The sequence below is a fragment of the Arthrobacter sp. Hb9-2 genome (assembly GCF_059091165.1).
In genome coordinates this window covers 16,086-31,857 of the sequence record NZ_JBNHGJ010000036.1, presented here as the reverse complement: position 1 = coordinate 31,857, position 15,772 = coordinate 16,086, and the positions used below count along the sequence as shown (strand labels likewise).

Below are 15,772 nucleotides of genomic sequence, written 5' to 3'. Positions count from 1 at the left end.
GTTGAAGACTAAAGCATGCAGCTGACGCAGCCCTCAACCTCGGTCCCTTCCAGCGCGAGCTGGCGGAGACGGATGTAGTAGATGGTCTTGATGCCCTTTTTCCAGGCGTAGATCTGGGCCTTGTTGATATCGCGCGTGGTGGCGGTGTCCTTGAAGAACAGCGTCAGGGACAGGCCCTGGTCCACGTGCTGCGTGGCGGCGGCATAGGTGTCGATGACCTTCTCGTAGCCGATCTCGTACGCATCCTGGTAGTACTCCAGGTTGTCGTTCGTCAGGTACGGCGCCGGGTAGTACACGCGGCCCAGCTTGCCTTCCTTGCGGATCTCAATCTTGGACGCCACCGGGTGGATCGAGGAGGTGGAGTTGTTGATGTAGGAGATCGAGCCCGTCGGCGGAACAGCCTGCAGGTTCTGGTTGTAGATGCCGTGCTCCATAACGGAAGCCTTCAGCGCCATCCAGTCGGCCTGCGTGGGGATGTGCACGTTCTTGAACAGCTCGCGGACCTTTTCGGTCTGAGGCAGCCATTCCTGCTCCGTGTACTTGTCGAAGAACTCACCGGACGCGTACTTGGACTTCTCGAAGCCGCCGAAGGTCTGTCCGGTTTCGATTGCCAGCAGGTTGGAGGCACGGACCGCGTGGTACACCACCGAATAGAAGTAGATGTTGGTGAAGTCCAGGCCCTCTTCGGAGCCGTAGTGCACCCGCTCACGGGCAAGGTAGCCGTGCAGGTTCATCTGGCCCAGGCCGATGGCGTGGCTCTGGTCATTGCCCTTGGCAATGGACGGCACCGAGGTGATGTTGGACATGTCAGACACGGCCGAGAGTGAGCGGATAGCCGTCTCGATGGTCAGGCCGAAGTCCGGCGAGTCCATCGTCTTGGCAATGTTCAGCGAGCCCAGGTTGCAGGAGATGTCCTTGCCGGTGTCAGCGTAGGACAGGTCATCGTTGTACGTGGTGGGCTGGGAAACCTGGAGGATCTCCGAGCACAGGTTGGACATGATGATCTTGCCGTCAATCGGGTTGGCCCGGTTCACGGTGTCCTCGAACATGATGTACGGGTAGCCGGATTCGAACTGGATCTCGGCGAGGGTCTGGAAGAACTCGCGTGCCTTGATCTTGGTCTTCTTGATCCGGGAATCGTCCACCATCTCGTAGTACTTCTCGGTGACCGAGACGTCAGAGAACGGCATTCCATAGACACGCTCGACGTCGTACGGGGAGAACAGGTACATGTCCTCGTCGCGCTTGGCCAGCTCGAATGTGATGTCCGGGATGACGACGCCCAGCGAGAGGGTCTTGATGCGGATCTTCTCGTCAGCGTTCTCGCGCTTGGTGTCCAGGAAGCGGTAGATGTCCGGGTGGTGGGCGTGCAGGTACACGGCACCGGCACCCTGGCGGGCGCCGAGCTGGTTGGCGTAGGAGAAGCTGTCTTCGAGGAGCTTCATCACGGGGATGACGCCTGAGGACTGGTTCTCGATCTGCTTGATGGGCGCGCCCACTTCGCGGATGTTCGTCAGCGCAAAGGCCACGCCGCCGCCGCGCTTGGACAGCTGCAGCGCGGAGTTGATGGACCGGCCGATCGATTCCATGTTGTCTTCGATGCGGAGCAGGAAGCAGGAAACCAGCTCGCCGCGCTGCTTCTTGCCGGCGTTCAGGAACGTAGGCGTGGCCGGCTGGAAGCGGCCCTCGATGATCTCGTCCACCATCTGCAGGGCAAGCTGCTCGTTGCCGCGGGCCAGGTGCAGGGCAACCATGCACACGCGGTCCTCGTAGCGCTCCAGGAAGCGCTTGCCGTCGAACGTCTTCAGTGTGTAGGACGTGTAGAACTTGAACGCGCCCAGGAAGGTCTCGAAGCGGAACTTCTTTTTGTAGGCGCGGTTGAACAGGTCACGGATGAAGTTCATCGTGTACTGGTCAAGCGTCTCGCGCTCGTAGTAGTCGTTCTTGACCAGGTATTCAAGCTTCTCTTCCAGGTCGTGGAAGAACACGGTGTTGTTGTTCACGTGCTGCAGGAAGTACTGGTGCGCGGCTTCGCGGTCCGCTTCGAACTGGATCTCGCCGCTGGGGCCGTACAGGTTCAGCATCGCGTTCAGCTCGTGATAACCCAGGCCCTTATAGGCGGCGGGCATCTCGGGCTTCTGGGCCCTGGTTACTTCTGTGTCTGCGACAGTCGTGTCCAAAACGTGTCCAATCCATTGTTTACGCGGGCCACGTCTTCTGGCGTGCCCATTAATTCGAAGCGGTAGAGGTGCAGTACTCCGCACTTGGCGGCGATGATGTCTCCCGCCAGGCAGTAGTTGTCCCCGAAGTTTGTGTTGCCGGCGCCGATCACCCCACGGAGCAGCTGCCTGTTCTGCGGAATGTTCAGGAAGCGGATGACCTGCTTCGGGACAGAACCCTCTCCCCCGGTGCCGCCGTAGGTGGGCACCACCAGCACGAACGGCCGGGTGGCGAGGAGGGGTGCGTCCTTGGCGAACAACGGAATCCGGGCCACCTCGCGGCCAAGCTTCAAAACAAAGCGGGTGGTGTTCTCGGATGCCGAGGAAAAAAAGATGAGTTGGCTGCTTGTAACAACTGGCGGAACCGCCCCGGGATCCGCCACGCGCTGAGCCGCATGAACATCCTGGGAAGTGCGGGATTCCGATGCTGTGTCGAGTTCCTGGGCTGCTGGTGCTGCCGTGGGAATCACCTCAGCTGGTTGTTGATTGCCGGCAGAAAAAAGTGTGACCCCTAGGCCACGGAGGAAACTGCGGAAAGCGCCAGTTCCTCGATCTTGTCCGGGCGGAAGCCTGACCAGTGGTCCTGGTCCGTGACCACAACAGGAGCCTGCATGTAGCCCAGTGCCTTCAGGCGCTCGAGGGCCTCGGCGTCCTGGGAGATGTCAACGCTCTGGTAGGTAATGCCCTTTTTGTCGAGCGCCCGGTAGGTGGCGTTGCACTGAACACAAGCAGGCTTTGTGTAAACCGTTACGGTCATGGTTCCTGTCCCCTTTACTGAAAACTTGCTCGTCCGGTGTTCCCGCCCAAGCTGTACCTAGATACTACATCTAGTGCAGACGCCTCTTTGGAACCCCAAGATGATGTATTACAAGTATGTCATTTAATGCACCTTTAATCCACAGGGAGGGGTCTTCAAAATGTCCGTGATTCCGCTGTTTTTGCGGACGCAATCCACATCCTGTGGAGTACTTAGCCACATTTATCGCCCAGCGTGTCGAGGAAAAGACGGCGTGTCGCCCGCAGTCAAGGGGCAGGTTGCGCGCCGCCCGGGACAGCCGGAAGGGGCCCCGAAGTGACCTTCGGAACCCCTTGTGGTGACGAATCCCACTAACCCTCACGACCGCGGCTGCCGGCACCTCCGTCACGGCGCCGGCAGCTGCGGCTGCTAGAGCTGGACCTCCCGGCGGTCCAGCACGATCTGCTGCACATCCAGGTAGCCGGACTGGAACCCGGCCCGGGAGTAGCACAGGTAGAACAGCCACATCCGCTGGAACACCGCATCGAACCCCTGCTCGCCCACCTCGCGCGAGCCCTCCAGGAACCGCTCCTCCCAGAGCCGCAGGGTGGCGGCGTAATGGTCCCCCATGCCCATCCGCTCCCGCACCCGCAACGTGGTGTGCTGCTGGGTCACGCCTTCGATGGCGCGGACGGACGGCAGGAACCCGCCCGGGAAGATGTACTTGTGGACCCACGTGTAGGCGTTCCGGGTGGCGAGCATGCGCCCGTGCGGCATGGTGATCGCCTGGATGGCCACTTTCCCGCCGGGCGCCAGCACCCGGTCGATGGTCTGGAAGTAGATGGGCCAGTACTCGTAGCCCACAGCTTCAATCATCTCGACGGAGACGATGGCATCGTACTCGCCCTCAACGGCCCGGTAATCCTGCAGCGTCACTGTCACCTGGTCTGCAAAACCGGCGGCCGCGATTCGCTCCTGTGCAAGTGCCTGCTGCTCGCTGGAGAGGGTGACGCTGTAGACAATGGCGCCGCGGGCCGCAGCCCGGAGAGCCAGCTCGCCCCAACCCGTTCCGATTTCCAGGAGCCTGGTCCCGGCGCCGACCCCTGCCTTGTCCAGCAGCCTGTCAATCTTCGCCTGCTGCGCTTCGGCCAGAACCTCCCAGCCAACAGCAGAAAGCGGTCCGGCTTCCAGCGGAAACAGCGCCGAGGAATAGCTCATTGTGGAGTCGAGGAACGTGGAGAACAGCTCGTTGGACAGGTCGTAGTGCCGCGAGATGTTGCTGCGCGTGTTCTGCTCGGCGTTGCGTTCCTGCCGCGGCGTGCGCGGCAGGTACAGGGCCCGCAGCTTCTGGAGCGGGGCGGGAATCAGCGTATCCACCGAGGCGGCGAAGACTTCCAGGACACCCGCCAGGTCGCTTGCCTCCCAGTCCCCGGCCATGAACGACTCGCCCAGCCCGATCAGGCCGTTGTCGCCGATCCTGGCTTCAAACGCCTCCGGCCGGACCATCACCATCACCGGGCCGCCGGCGCCGCCGGTGCCCAGTACCGTGCCGTCCGGGTACTCAACACGCAGGGGCAGCCGCTTTACGGCCCCTTTGAAGAGGAGGCCTGCGGCCTTGCCTGCCACCGCTGCTTTGACGCCCGACGGCGGCTGCGCAACTTCCGGCCACACGCCGGGATCGATGGTGGCGGGCGACGCCGGGACTCCGGTGGCAGTCCGGGCGTCGGCATAGTGCGTGGCGGCCACGTCCGAAAGTCCAGCTTTGTCCCTCGCTTTAGCGAGAACAGGAGCTGCAGTTGTTGCGTTGTCGTCTATCAGTGTCATTGAACTGCCTCCGGTGAGGGGTGGTGCGGTCGGGCGACGACAGGCAGGCGCCTGGCCCAGAGTTTGATGCCCTGCACCCGGATGAGCGCGGATACCAGCAACGGAGCGGCCGGAACAGCAAGGGCCGCTGCCAGGATGTTCGGAACCGTGGCCGGCCGGCGCGTGCCGTCCATGGTGGCCACGAACGGGCGGTGGCCTTCACGGTCCAGCACGATGGAGACCCCGAGGCGCTCCCCCGGTGCGGGCAGCTTCATGCGGTACTGCCCATCCAGGTTGTTGAAGGGCGAAACATAAAAGGCCTTGGGGACAGCAGCCCGCCCGGCGGTATCCGTCCGGAGAAGGTAGCAGTGGCGCTCCCCGTACGTGTTGTGGACTTCGGCCACCACGCACTCAAGCTCCCCGGTGGACCGGTAGCACCAGAACAGCGACAGCGGGTTGAAGACGTAGCCAAAAACCCTGGCGCTGGCCAGCATGTGGATAGCGCCGCCGTCGGGCTCTATCCCCTGCGTGCGCAGGTATCGTTCCACGTTGCCGCGGATGGTGCCCTCCGGATCGCCCAGGTGGTCCCCGGCGCGGAATACGGCCAGCGGCCGCAGCGGGAGCGGAAGCCGCGGAAGCGAGTCGACATCCACGAACCAGCTATAGCTGCGGTACGTAAACGCGTTCTTGAAAGGGGTTCGCCGCACGTGCGATATGGAGGTGCGGTAAATTGCCGCGCTCATGAGGGATCCGCGGCGGAAAGCAGCTCCCGCTCCGCACTGTCGGCAGCCTCACGCGGCTCAGCGGCCAGGGCACCAGGCCAGGAGCGGCCCAGCGATTCCGCCGCGCGGACACCGGCAAGTGCACCGTCCTCATGGAAACCCCATCCCAAATACGCGCCGGCGTAGGCAATCCGGTGGTCGCTGAGTGCGGCTATTGCCTGTTGCGCCTGCAGCGATTTCGGCGTGTACTGCGGGTGCTCGTACACCATGCGCTCAAGCACCGCATCACCGGCAATCAGCTCCGACTCCCCCAGGCTCACCAGGTACGGACGGCCATCAACCGGGTCCAGCCGCTGCAGACGGGTGAGGTCGTAGGTGACCAGGACCTTGTCCGGCCGGGCGCCGCAGGACGGCAGGCGGTAGTTCCAGGATGCCTTCGCGTTGCCGGCGGCAGGCAGGACAGCCGGATCCCGGTGGAACACGGTGTGGTTCACCGAGTAGGGCATCCCGCCCAGCGCCTCCTTCTCAGCCGGCGTCGCATCAGCGAGGAACGCGAGTGCCTGGGCCGGGTGGGTGGCAATCACGACGGCGTTGAAGTCTTCCAGCCCGTGCTCTGTTGCGAGCTCCACGCCTTCCGGCAGGCGCCGGATGGCAGTAACAGGAGTGTTGAGCCGGATATCAGTCAGCGTGGCTGCGAGTTTCTCCACATACCGGGCTGAACCGCCGGTGACGGTGCGCCACTGCGGCGAACCCTTCACGCCCAGCATCCCGTGATGGGCCAGGAAGGTGAAGAGGTAGCGGGCCGGATAGGCGAGCGCGGTGGTGGGGTCGCAGGACCAGACCGCACTGACCACCGGGGTCATGAAATGGGAAATAAAGTACGGACTGAAGTCTTCCCGTTCCAGGAACCCACCGAGGGTCAGCTCCGAATGCGCGGCATGCGGACTGGTGGCCGGAATGGGCTCTGTCTTCAGGAGGGCCCGCGCCTTCCGGTAAAAGCGCGTCACCTCCAGCAGCATCAGCAGGTACCGTCCCCGCAGCAGGCTGGAGGGCCTGGCAATGATTCCCCGGCCGCCGTCGCGGGCTCCGGCGTACTCCAGCCCGCAGCCGTCACAGCGGACGGACATGCTCATCTCGGAGTCCTGCGTCTCAACGCCCAGCTCAGCGAACAGCCGAAGCAGGGTGGGGTAGGTCCGCTCGTTGTGGACGATGAAGCCGGTGTCGACGCCGACAGCGGACCCGTCCGGTTGCGGAAGATCGTGCGTGTGGGCGTGCCCGCCCAGCCGCGGGTCCGCCTCAAAAAGGGTGACGTCGTCCTCCCGGTTGAGGACGTAGGCGGCGGTCAAACCGGCCACGCCGCTGCCAATGACGGCCACGCGCCGTCGTCGGCCTCCGGATGCTGCTGGGTCAGGTGACAACTTATGCTCCTCTGCTGAACATTTGCCAAGGGTGGGTATACAGAGGGCAATTCGACGCCGGAGCGGCCGCGGATGGGTACTGTGCCTGCCGGCTTCTTCAGCGCTGGGCGGCGGAGTACTGTGGGCAGGTGGTAAATCCGGTACACCTGAAGACCCTTTTGGAGGTCACGCGGCTCGGCTCGTTCGCCGCCGCCGCATCAACGCTTGGCTACACGGCCTCGGCTGTCTCCCAGCAGATGTCTGCGCTGGAACGGGATACCGGCGTCGTCCTCTTCCAGCGCTCCGCGCGCAGCGTGGTGCCCACGGAAGCCGCCGTCGTGATGACGCGCCACGCCGCCAAGGTACTCACGGACATGGAGGCACTGATGGCCGCAGCCTCCAAGACGCAGGACACAGCCAACCAGGAACTACGGCTCGGCATCTTTCCCAGCCTGGCAACCTACGTCCTGCCGAGGATTCTGAAGAACCCGGCATGGAAGAACCTGGGCATTGACCTGAAGGTCTCCGTGGCGGAACCGGGCCAGACCATCCAGGGGCTGCGCACCGGCGGTGACCTGGACCTGGCCGTGGTCTTCCAGGTAGGGCAGACCGGTTTCGCCTGGCCGAACACCATCAACCGGCAGTGGATCGGCGACGACAACTTCCGGGTGGTGCTGCCCGCCGGCTGGGGTTTCCGGACTGACGCGAAGGTGGCAGCGGACCACCTCTCTGAAATGCCGTGGATCATGCACCATCCCGGCACCAGCGATGCGATGGTCATTGAACGCCTTTTCGCGGGCTGCAACCTGCATCCACGTGTGGTCGCCTACAGTGACGATTTCCATGCAAGCCTCGAGATGGCTGCTGCAGGGCTGGGGGCCGCGCTGGTTCCAGAACTGGCACTGCGCCACCGGCCCGAAGGCGTTGTAGTCCTTGACGTTCCAGAGATCCGGCTGGCCCGCAACGTATTCGCGCTGCTGATCAATGACAGGAAAACCGCCCGGGTGCAGCTGTTTGTTGATTTGCTCGCTGAGACCCTCGCCGGGATGCGCACCGCAGTGAATTAGGCCTGAACGCTGGAATGCACCGCAGTTCGGGTCTATGTTGAAACTATGAACAAGGTAGCGAGCCAGCACTTTGGAGAGATCGAGCTCAACCACGGCAGGGATCACTTCATCGCCGCCAAGCATGAACTGCGTGGCCATCCGCTGGAAATCGACCTGAACGTCACCGCCCATGACCACTTCGACGAGGCCGCGCTGCGCAAGGTCGATTACCGTTTGCGCTTCCTGCCCGAGCTGGTTGACGAGGTGCGGGACATGATCGCCGAGGAGCTGGACCAGGAAGGCACCAGCCCGCAGGAGTACCTCCATTTCCACTGCAACGCACTCAAGGATGAGCACTTGCAGAAGGTATTTGGGGTGACCGAGCGCAGCCAGCTCACCAACGAAGTGTTCCTCAAGGCACTGAAGCTTGGCCACGTCCGCATCTACCCCGGCCAGCCCGAGCGCTACTTCGTTCTGGACTTCACCCTGGGCGAGCATTTCACCGACGAGGTCCTGGTGGCGTCAGCGGATGAGGACGGCGTAGTGGACGACGAGATCGTTTGGTCCTGACGTAGATTAAGCGACGGCGGCCGGCCACCTGTCGAGGTGGCCGGCCGATCGTTTGCCTGCTTTACATGGCTGCTACTGCTTAGCTGCTGCGAGCAGTTCGGCGCGGACTGTCTTGGTGGCCTCCACCAGGTTCCGCAGGGATTCTTCGGTCTCGGTGTAGCCGCGGGTCTTCAGGCCGCAGTCCGGGTTGACCCAGAGCTGGCGGGACGGCACGTGCTTGACGGCGGTGCTGAGCAGCTCGGTGACTTCCTCGGTGCCGGGAACGCGCGGCGAGTGGATGTCGTAGACGCCCGGGCCAACGCCGCGGCCGAAGCCGTGGGATTCGAGGTCGTGCACAACCTCCATGCGGGACCGTGCGGCCTCGATGGAGGTAACGTCCGCGTCCAGGCCGTCGATGGCGTCGATGATCACGCCGAACTCCGAGTAGCAGAGGTGGGTGTGGATCTGGGTGGCGTCCGCAGCGCCGGCGGTGGCGAGGCGGAAGGAGTCCACGGACCACTTAAGGTAATCGGCGTGGTCGGCCTTCCGCAGCGGGAGGAGTTCGCGCAGTGCGGGCTCGTCCACCTGGATGACCTTGATGCCGGCGGCTTCCAGATCGGCGATCTCGTCGCGCAGCGCGAGGCCAACCTGGTTGGCGGTCTCACCCAGCGGCTGGTCGTCGCGGACGAAGGACCACGCCAGGATGGTGACCGGACCGGTGAGCATGCCCTTCATCGGCTTGCTGGTGAGGGACTGTGCGTACTTGGCCCACTCCACCGTGATGGGGGCACTGCGGGTGACGTCGCCCCAGAGGATGGACGGGCGTGTGCAGCGTGAGCCATAGGACTGGACCCAGCCATGGACGGTGACGTCGAAACCTTCGAGGTTCTCGGCGAAGTACTGCACCATGTCGTTGCGCTCGGGCTCGCCGTGGACCAGGACGTCGTAGCCGAGCTCTTCCTGCAGGGCCACAACGCGCTTGATCTCGTCCTTCATGAGCTTCCCGTACTGCTCGTCCGTGAGGTCGCCCTTGTTATTGCGGGCGCGGGCCGAACGGATTTCCGAGGTTTGCGGGAAGGAGCCGATGGTGGTGGTGGGCAGCGGCGGCAGGTCCAGCGCCTCTTCCTGCGCAGCCTCGCGGACGGAGTATTCGGAGCGGCTGAAGTCAGCGGCGGTAAGGGCACCGGTGCGGGCCCGGACGTCTGCCCGGCGGACGCCTTCGGCGGTGGCCCGGGAAGCGATCACTGCGGATGCCTCGTCGATGGCTGGCTTGGCGGAGGCGGGGTCGGCCAGGTAGGACGCGAGGGTCTTGACCTCCACGGCCTTCTGGTCCGAGAACGCCAGCCAGCTGCGGAGCTGCGCGGAGAGCTGGGTTTCCTCGGCCACGTCGTGCGGGACGTGCTGGGTAGAGGTGGAAGTGGAGACGGCGAGCGTGCCGGCGGCGGCCTTCAGTTCCTCCAGCTTTGCGGCGGAAGCGGCAAGGTCGTTGCGCCAGATGTTGTGGCCGTCAACGACGCCGGCAACAAGGGTCTTGTTGCCCAGGCCGGCCAGGGCGGCGCCAGAGGGAACGGCGCCCTTGAAGACGTCGATGTGCAGTGCCTCGATGTTGGTGGCAGCGAGTGTGCCGAGCTGGCCGTCAAGCGAACCGTACGGGGTGGAAACGAGGATCTGCGGGCGGTTGGCGGCAGCGGTGAGGACCTCGTAGGCGCGGGCAACCGCTGCTTCGATTTCGCCGGCCGGGATGTCCTGGTCCACCACCAGTGCAGGCTCGTCGAGCTGGACCCAGCCGGCGCCTGCGGCGGCGAGCTTCTCAAGCAGCTGGACGTAGACGGGCAGGATGTCCTCAAGGCGGGACAGCGGCGCGAAGCCGGCCGGGGCGTCGTCGGAAGCCTTGGAAAGCAGCAGGTAGGTGACCGGGCCAACGATATAGGGGCGGGTCTCGATGCCGTTGGCCAGGGCGAAGGCGAACTCGTCAACCTTGGCGGTGGAGGCGAGGGTGAACTCGGTTTCGGGGCCGATCTCAGGCACCAGGTAGTGGTAGTTGGTGTCGAACCACTTGGTCATCTCCAGCGGCTGCTGTTCCTTGGTGCCGCGGGCAAGCGTGAAGTAGCCGTCGACGTCGAGCTGTCCCTCTGCAGTGAGGAGCTTGCCAAAGCGGGCCGGGACCGCACCGAGGTGGGCCGTGGTGTCCAGGACCTGGTCGTAGTAGGAGAAGGTGCCGGGAACGGCTGCGGCTTCGGTCAGGCCGAGCTCCTGCAGGCGCCTGGCGATGGTCAGCTGGATGTCCTTGGCGGCGGCGTCCAGGGCGGCGGCGTCGATCTTGCCGGCCCAGTAGGCCTCCACGGCCTTCTTGAGCTCGCGGCGGCGGCCGATACGCGGGTAGCCGAGGAGTGAGGCGGACGGGAAAGGGGTGTTGCTTTTAGGCATGGCAAATCCTCAGGTAGGGACGGGGTCTGAAAGTTTGGGTTTTGTGGCCGGGGGCTATCGCCGTGCGGCCGGGGGCGGGATGTTCAGCTGGCGAGCTGCGGCCGGGCCACGGCGTCACGCCGGCTGCCGGCACGGGAGCGCCGCGGAAGAGCCAGCTTGTCCAGTACGTCCAAGGCGCTTTGGTGTTCGTTGAAGGTGTACAGGTGGATGCCCGGTGCTCCTGCATCCAGGGCGGCGTTGGCCAGGTCCACCGTGGCGCTGACGCCGATCCGGAGGCGTTCGAGGTCGCTGTCTGTGGAAGCGAGGCGGGCAACGAGCTCCGGTGCCGGCTCCACGCCGCTGAGTTCGCCCAGCCGCTTCACCCGGCGCAGGCTGGTGAATGGCATAACGCCCGGGATGATCGGGATGGTTACCCCCGCACGACGGGCTCGGGTGAGGAGGTCCGCGTACTGCTCAGCACGGAAGTAGACCTGCGTGATCGCGAAGTCGGCGCCGGAGCGCTGCTTGGCCAGCAGCACCTCCACGTCGTGGTCCTCGCTGGGTGATTCCGGGTGGCGGGTGGGGTATGCAGCCACACCCACTGCAATTTTGCCGGCACACAACAACGCCGACCGGCGCTGTTCAACACGGCGGATGAGCTCTATCAGGTCCTGCGCATAGCGCAGGGACCCGGCAACGGGCGGTGCACCGTCCTGCGGCCGGTCACCACGCAGTGCCAGGATCCCGCGTACTCCGGTATCCAGCAGCTGACCGATGATTCCCGCAAGTTCCTCCGGCGTGTTCCCCACGCAGGTCAAGTGGGCCAGCGGCCGAAGGGTGGTTTCGAGCACGAGCCGGTTGATGAGTTCGACGGCGGTGTCCCGGTTCGAGCCGCTGGCACCGTAGGTGACAGAGACGTAGTCCGGTTCGGTGGTTTCGAGTTCGCGGATGGTGGTCCACAGGGTCTCCGCGGCTGCCGGCGACCGGGGCGGGAACAACTCGTAGGAAAGCGCAACCGGGGCTGCGTCGGAGAGATTCGGATGTGTGTCAATAAGGCTTGGTGGTGACATTTGCGTCCTTGGCTTTGGGCCATTGAGGGCTGCCCGCAAAGAATTTTTTACGGAACGCCGGCAATGAATTGAGTTTGGGGAACACGGAAGAACTCCACAAGGACGCAGCCGCGACTGTTACGCCTGGAATGAAGTTGTCCGTGAGCAAATGTCAGGCCCACATGGGGGCACCCACACCCTCCGCAACGGAGGATCGCTGACACGTTACCGCGGTAACTTGTATAGAACTCTAGGAGCGGCTGGATGGGCATTCAAGTTCAACTCCGAATTAAGACGCAGTCTTACGCCTTGTTTCTTCACGCGGCAGAACATTATTCGCCGCGGCGGCCCTTCCCGTGGCGGCCACTGCCCACCCCGTTACCAGGGGCGGTCCGGACCTTCCGGCAACGCGGCCCCTCCCCACCGCGGCGCCCCGGGTCTATCCTTTTGACATGAGCGAGCTTCCAGCCAGTTACAAGGAGTATCTCGCCGACAAAAGCGAGATGTTCATCGACACTGTCAAGCCTGTCCTGCAGCAGTCAGCGGCGGACAAGCTGCACGGCGTCCGGGTTGTTTACAACCCCGGCTCTACCGGCCACCAGGCCCACCTCGACGACAGCATCCCCTTCGGGGTGGTCCTTGAGGATATCGACTAGGAAGGCGCCGGGCTTGTGCTGTGGCGTGTGCTCAGCCCCGCACCGCTCCGGAGAGGGCGAACGGGCTGCCGGCACCCTTGGCAACAATGACGTACAGGGCCAGGACCGGCAGTGAGTACAGGATGGAGAACGCGGCCAGTTGGCCGTAAGCGACTGCTCCGTGCTGTCCGAAGAAGCTGAAGATGGACACGGCGGCGGGCTGGTTCGCCTCGGACAGGAGCAACACGAAGGGGACAAAGAAGTTTCCCCAGGCCTGAATGAACACAAAGATGAACACCACGCCCAGGCCCTGCCGCATAAGCGGCAGGACGATGGTGCGCAGTGCGGTCATCCTCGACGCGCCGTCCACCCACGCCGCTTCCTCCAGGGATGCCGGCACCGCATCCATAAAGTTCCTGGTCATCCAGATAGCCATGGGAAGGGCTGTGCTGGCCATAAAAAGGATGGTGGCCGGCATCGAGTCCAGCAGTTCCAGCTGGACGAACAGTCCATAGACCGGCACCATGATGGCCGTGATGGGCAGGCAGGTGCCGAACAGGACCGTGTACATAAACGGAGTGTTGAACCTGGACCGGTAGCGGGAGAGCGGATAGGCGGCCAGCACGGCTGCCACAAGGGTGACGGCGGCGGTGCCGGTGGAGAGCACCAGGCTGTTCCACAGCGGCTGGAGCAGCAGCGCGGGTGTCATGATGGCGGCGAAGTTTTCCAGCCCGGCCTGGGCCGGCACCCGGGTTTCGTGGCTGGCGTCGGCGTCCAGTGAGGCCAGGACCAGCCAGAGCAGCGGCAGAAGGAAACACGCACCAAGCAGCAGCAGGGCCACATCTGCGGGAGTACTGCTGCGGTACGGCCCACGGGTACGCGTCCGGCCGGTGGCTTCGCCGGGAGGAACAACCCTTGAGGCTTTGGCGGGCGCGGTCATCGGTTCGACTCCCGGAGCAGCCGGATGTAGACGGCGCCAAAGACCGCTCCGATGAGGATCAGCACCGTAGCTACGGCAGTGCCGTAACCGATGTCGCCGAACCTAAAGGCCTCCTGGTAGGCCAGGATGGGCAACGTGCTGCTCAGATTGGCCGGGCCACCGGCGGTCATCACCCAGATCAGGGTGAACACCGCCAGCGTCTGCAGCGTGATCAGCATCAGGTTGGTGGCGATGCTCCCCCGGATCATGGGCAGGGTGATGTAGGCAAGCCGTTGCCAGCCCCCGGCGCCGTCCATTTGCGCTGCTTCGGCCACTTCGGACGGAATGTCATTCAGGGCCGCCCGGTACACCAGCATGGAAAAGGCCGTACCGCGCCAGATATTGGCCAGCACTACCGCCACCATGGGCCAGGAATAGAGCCAGTCGGGCTGGTCCAGCCCCAGGCCGCCCAGCAGCTGGTTAAGCGTCCCGTCCCGGCTGAAGTAGGCATAGGCGGCAAAGGCAGCGACGATTTCGGGAAGCACCCAGGCGGCCACCACCGTTGTTCCAACCAGGGCGGACACGGCCCGGCGCGCGCGGCGCATAAGCACGGCAAGTGCCAGCCCCAGCAGGTTCTGTCCCAGGACCGCGGAGCCAAGGACGAACAGCACGGTCAGCCCCAGGGAAAGGGGAAACACGGGATCCACCAGGAGCCGCTGGTAGTTCTCCAACCCGATCCAGTCGGGATTGCGCGCGTTGCGGCCTGTCAGGCCCGCATTGGTGAAGGACGCGTGGAAAGCCCACAGCACGGGACCGGCGAGAAAAACCGCCAGGAGCACGGCGGCAGGCAGGACTGGCAGGTAGCGCAGCAGCCCGCGTCCCCCGCTTTGGGCCGCCACCGCTTACTTCCGGACGGTGTTGTCGCCACCCACGATATCCGCAACCGCAGCATCATAATCCGCCGCCGCCTGTTCCGGTGACCGGGCACCGGTAATCACGGCCTCCGTTGCCTCCTGGACTGCCGCGGAAATTCGAGGGTAATCGGATGTTGCAGGGCGGTAGCGCGTCACCGAGACGAGTTCGGAGACGTCCTTCACGAACGGGTTTGCGGACTGGTAGCCGGCGTCCTCCGCCACGTCACTGCGGACGGCGATCTGCGAACTGTCGAGCGTGAAGGCCAGCGAGTTATCGCGGTTCATCGCGGTGCTGAGGAAACTGAACGCCAGGTCGGGCTCCTTCGTCCCGGCGCCGATGGCCAACGTCCAACCGCCGGACATGCTCACCGCTCCGGGGTCACCGCCGTCCTGCGTGGGGAACGGGGCGACACCCATGTCCTGCTCATAGCCCGGCCATTCGTAGCTGCCGCCGTCCTGCCAGAACGACGGCGCGTAGGAGCCTTCCACGGTGGCGCCCAGCTTCGCGTTCGGGAACCATTCCCCGAACACCTTCTTCCAGACGTTCGCATCCAGTGCCTCTGCCGGGGTAACGGCGAGTCCTTCGTCATAGAGGGTCTTGAGGAAAGCCAGGGAGTCGGTAAAACCGGCGGAACCCACTACCCACTTCTTTGTTTCCTCGTCGTACAGCGAGGACCCGGTTCCGTAGAGCAGTTCGTAGAATCCCTGCATCACGGTGCCTTCACCTGTGCCCTTGCCGGCATACATGTTGAACGGGACCACCGAGGGATCGTTCGCCTTGATCTTCCGTGCAGTGTCCAGGATGTCCTGCCAGGTGCGCGGCTGCCAGGGGAGGGTGATCCCGGCGGCTTCGAAGACCTTCCGGTTGTACCAGATGGCCCGGGTGTCGGTTCCCAGCGGCACCGCGTACGTCCCACCGTCGTCCGCCCGCCCCGCCGCCTTGGCGCCGTCGTCGAATTTGTCCCAGTCCTCCCAGCCCTCAAGGTGGCTGTCCAGCTTCAGGAGGTAGCCGGCGTCGACGTCGGAACGGACCTTGAAGGTGTCTTCGTAGAAGACGTCCGGCGCGGTGGCGGGCGACCTCAGGGCGAGGGCCAGCTTGGTGCCGTAGTCGTCGTCGTTCCCCTGGATCGGCTGCAGTTCAACCGTCACTCCCTGGTTTGCAGCCTCGAACTCCTGTTTGGCTGCCTGGAACATGGTCTCCAGGGCGGTGAAGGAGTCGGTCTTCTGATAGACCACCTTGAGCGTTTTTGATCCATCCTCGGAAGCACCGGGGGTGCATGCCGTCAAAACGACCAGTGCGGAAGCGATCAGGGACAAGGTCTTCAGGGCCGGGCGGCGCATGGTGCTCCATTCAATCAATGGCTGCGGGGCCCTTTG

The 15,772-nt window shown here is 64.1% G+C and carries 14 protein-coding genes; 3 read left to right on the top strand and 11 right to left on the bottom strand.

Annotated elements, in window-relative coordinates:
• Nucleotides 1-8: 8 nt before the first annotated feature.
• From nrdE to AC5RV1_RS17595, 6 genes are all read right to left on the bottom strand, one after another.
• On the bottom strand, nt 9-2,129 hold the full coding sequence (nrdE, locus tag AC5RV1_RS17620; protein WP_493948973.1) for a class 1b ribonucleoside-diphosphate reductase subunit alpha: 2,121 nt from the start codon (nt 2,127-2,129) through the stop codon (nt 9-11).
• Between the two features lie 20 nt (nt 2,130-2,149).
• Nucleotides 2,150-2,602: a class Ib ribonucleoside-diphosphate reductase assembly flavoprotein NrdI gene (nrdI, locus tag AC5RV1_RS17615; RefSeq protein WP_493995453.1), complete on the bottom strand. Its 453-nt coding sequence runs from the start codon at nt 2,600-2,602 to the stop codon at nt 2,150-2,152.
• 128 nt (nt 2,603-2,730) lie between these two features.
• A complete protein-coding gene (gene nrdH, locus AC5RV1_RS17610; RefSeq protein ID WP_013601222.1) occupies nt 2,731-2,976 on the bottom strand; it encodes a glutaredoxin-like protein NrdH in 246 nt (81 codons plus the stop codon).
• 408 nt (nt 2,977-3,384) lie between these two features.
• Nucleotides 3,385-4,779 carry a class I SAM-dependent methyltransferase gene (locus tag AC5RV1_RS17605; RefSeq protein WP_493995441.1) on the bottom strand — a complete coding sequence of 465 codons (1,395 nt, stop codon included), beginning with the start codon at nt 4,777-4,779 and terminating at the stop codon, nt 3,385-3,387.
• Nucleotides 4,776-5,501 carry a DUF1365 domain-containing protein gene (locus AC5RV1_RS17600; protein ID WP_493995440.1) on the bottom strand — a complete coding sequence of 242 codons (726 nt, stop codon included), beginning with the start codon at nt 5,499-5,501 and terminating at the stop codon, nt 4,776-4,778. The genes AC5RV1_RS17605 and AC5RV1_RS17600 overlap by 4 nt, the downstream gene beginning before the upstream one ends.
• Nucleotides 5,498-6,898, bottom strand: coding sequence for an NAD(P)/FAD-dependent oxidoreductase (locus tag AC5RV1_RS17595; RefSeq protein ID WP_493995439.1), 1,401 nt, complete (start codon nt 6,896-6,898; stop codon nt 5,498-5,500). Before AC5RV1_RS17595 ends, AC5RV1_RS17600 begins: the two co-directional genes overlap by 4 nt.
• A gap of 128 nt (nt 6,899-7,026) precedes the next feature.
• Here AC5RV1_RS17595 and AC5RV1_RS17590 point away from each other — a divergent pair, with 128 nt between their 5' ends.
• Nucleotides 7,027-7,944, top strand: coding sequence for a LysR family transcriptional regulator (locus tag AC5RV1_RS17590; protein ID WP_493948907.1), 918 nt, complete (start codon nt 7,027-7,029; stop codon nt 7,942-7,944).
• 45 nt (nt 7,945-7,989) lie between these two features.
• Nucleotides 7,990-8,493: a DUF2004 domain-containing protein gene (locus AC5RV1_RS17585; protein ID WP_163164053.1), complete on the top strand. Its 504-nt coding sequence runs from the start codon at nt 7,990-7,992 to the stop codon at nt 8,491-8,493.
• Between the two features lie 72 nt (nt 8,494-8,565).
• On the opposite strand, the gene metE is transcribed toward AC5RV1_RS17585, so the two are convergent.
• A complete protein-coding gene (gene metE / locus AC5RV1_RS17580) occupies nt 8,566-10,899 on the bottom strand; it encodes a 5-methyltetrahydropteroyltriglutamate--homocysteine S-methyltransferase (RefSeq protein ID WP_493995438.1) in 2,334 nt (777 codons plus the stop codon).
• Between the two features lie 83 nt (nt 10,900-10,982).
• Nucleotides 10,983-11,948: a methylenetetrahydrofolate reductase gene (locus AC5RV1_RS17575; protein ID WP_493995437.1), complete on the bottom strand. Its 966-nt coding sequence runs from the start codon at nt 11,946-11,948 to the stop codon at nt 10,983-10,985.
• Between the two features lie 431 nt (nt 11,949-12,379).
• On the opposite strand from AC5RV1_RS17575, the gene AC5RV1_RS17570 reads away from it, so the two are divergent.
• Nucleotides 12,380-12,583 carry a hypothetical protein gene (locus tag AC5RV1_RS17570; RefSeq protein WP_493948910.1) on the top strand — a complete coding sequence of 68 codons (204 nt, stop codon included), beginning with the start codon at nt 12,380-12,382 and terminating at the stop codon, nt 12,581-12,583.
• Between the two features lie 31 nt (nt 12,584-12,614).
• On the opposite strand, the gene AC5RV1_RS17565 is transcribed toward AC5RV1_RS17570, so the two are convergent.
• From AC5RV1_RS17565 to AC5RV1_RS17555, 3 genes are read right to left on the bottom strand one after another with little or no spacing between them, the layout of a single operon-like run.
• Nucleotides 12,615-13,502 carry a carbohydrate ABC transporter permease gene (locus tag AC5RV1_RS17565; RefSeq protein WP_493948911.1) on the bottom strand — a complete coding sequence of 296 codons (888 nt, stop codon included), beginning with the start codon at nt 13,500-13,502 and terminating at the stop codon, nt 12,615-12,617.
• Nucleotides 13,499-14,380 carry a carbohydrate ABC transporter permease gene (locus tag AC5RV1_RS17560; protein ID WP_493995436.1) on the bottom strand — a complete coding sequence of 294 codons (882 nt, stop codon included), beginning with the start codon at nt 14,378-14,380 and terminating at the stop codon, nt 13,499-13,501. Before AC5RV1_RS17560 ends, AC5RV1_RS17565 begins: the two co-directional genes overlap by 4 nt.
• Before the next feature lie 3 nt (nt 14,381-14,383).
• Nucleotides 14,384-15,736, bottom strand: coding sequence for an extracellular solute-binding protein (locus tag AC5RV1_RS17555; protein ID WP_493948975.1), 1,353 nt, complete (start codon nt 15,734-15,736; stop codon nt 14,384-14,386).
• Nucleotides 15,737-15,772 lie beyond the last annotated feature (36 nt).

Coding starts and splice junctions, on each gene's coding strand:
- AC5RV1_RS17605 (WP_493995441.1), bottom strand. CDS start 4,779: ATGACACTGATAGACGACAACGCAACAACTGCAGCTCCTGTTCTCGCT.
- nrdH (WP_013601222.1), bottom strand. CDS start 2,976: ATGACCGTAACGGTTTACACAAAGCCTGCTTGTGTTCAGTGCAACGCC.
- metE (WP_493995438.1), bottom strand. CDS start 10,899: ATGCCTAAAAGCAACACCCCTTTCCCGTCCGCCTCACTCCTCGGCTAC.
- nrdE (WP_493948973.1), bottom strand. CDS start 2,129: ATGCCCGCCGCCTATAAGGGCCTGGGTTATCACGAGCTGAACGCGATG.
- AC5RV1_RS17585 (WP_163164053.1), top strand. CDS start 7,990: ATGAACAAGGTAGCGAGCCAGCACTTTGGAGAGATCGAGCTCAACCAC.
- AC5RV1_RS17600 (WP_493995440.1), bottom strand. CDS start 5,501: ATGAGCGCGGCAATTTACCGCACCTCCATATCGCACGTGCGGCGAACC.
- AC5RV1_RS17575 (WP_493995437.1), bottom strand. CDS start 11,948: ATGTCACCACCAAGCCTTATTGACACACATCCGAATCTCTCCGACGCA.
- AC5RV1_RS17570 (WP_493948910.1), top strand. CDS start 12,380: ATGAGCGAGCTTCCAGCCAGTTACAAGGAGTATCTCGCCGACAAAAGC.
- AC5RV1_RS17565 (WP_493948911.1), bottom strand. CDS start 13,502: ATGACCGCGCCCGCCAAAGCCTCAAGGGTTGTTCCTCCCGGCGAAGCC.
- AC5RV1_RS17555 (WP_493948975.1), bottom strand. CDS start 15,736: ATGCGCCGCCCGGCCCTGAAGACCTTGTCCCTGATCGCTTCCGCACTG.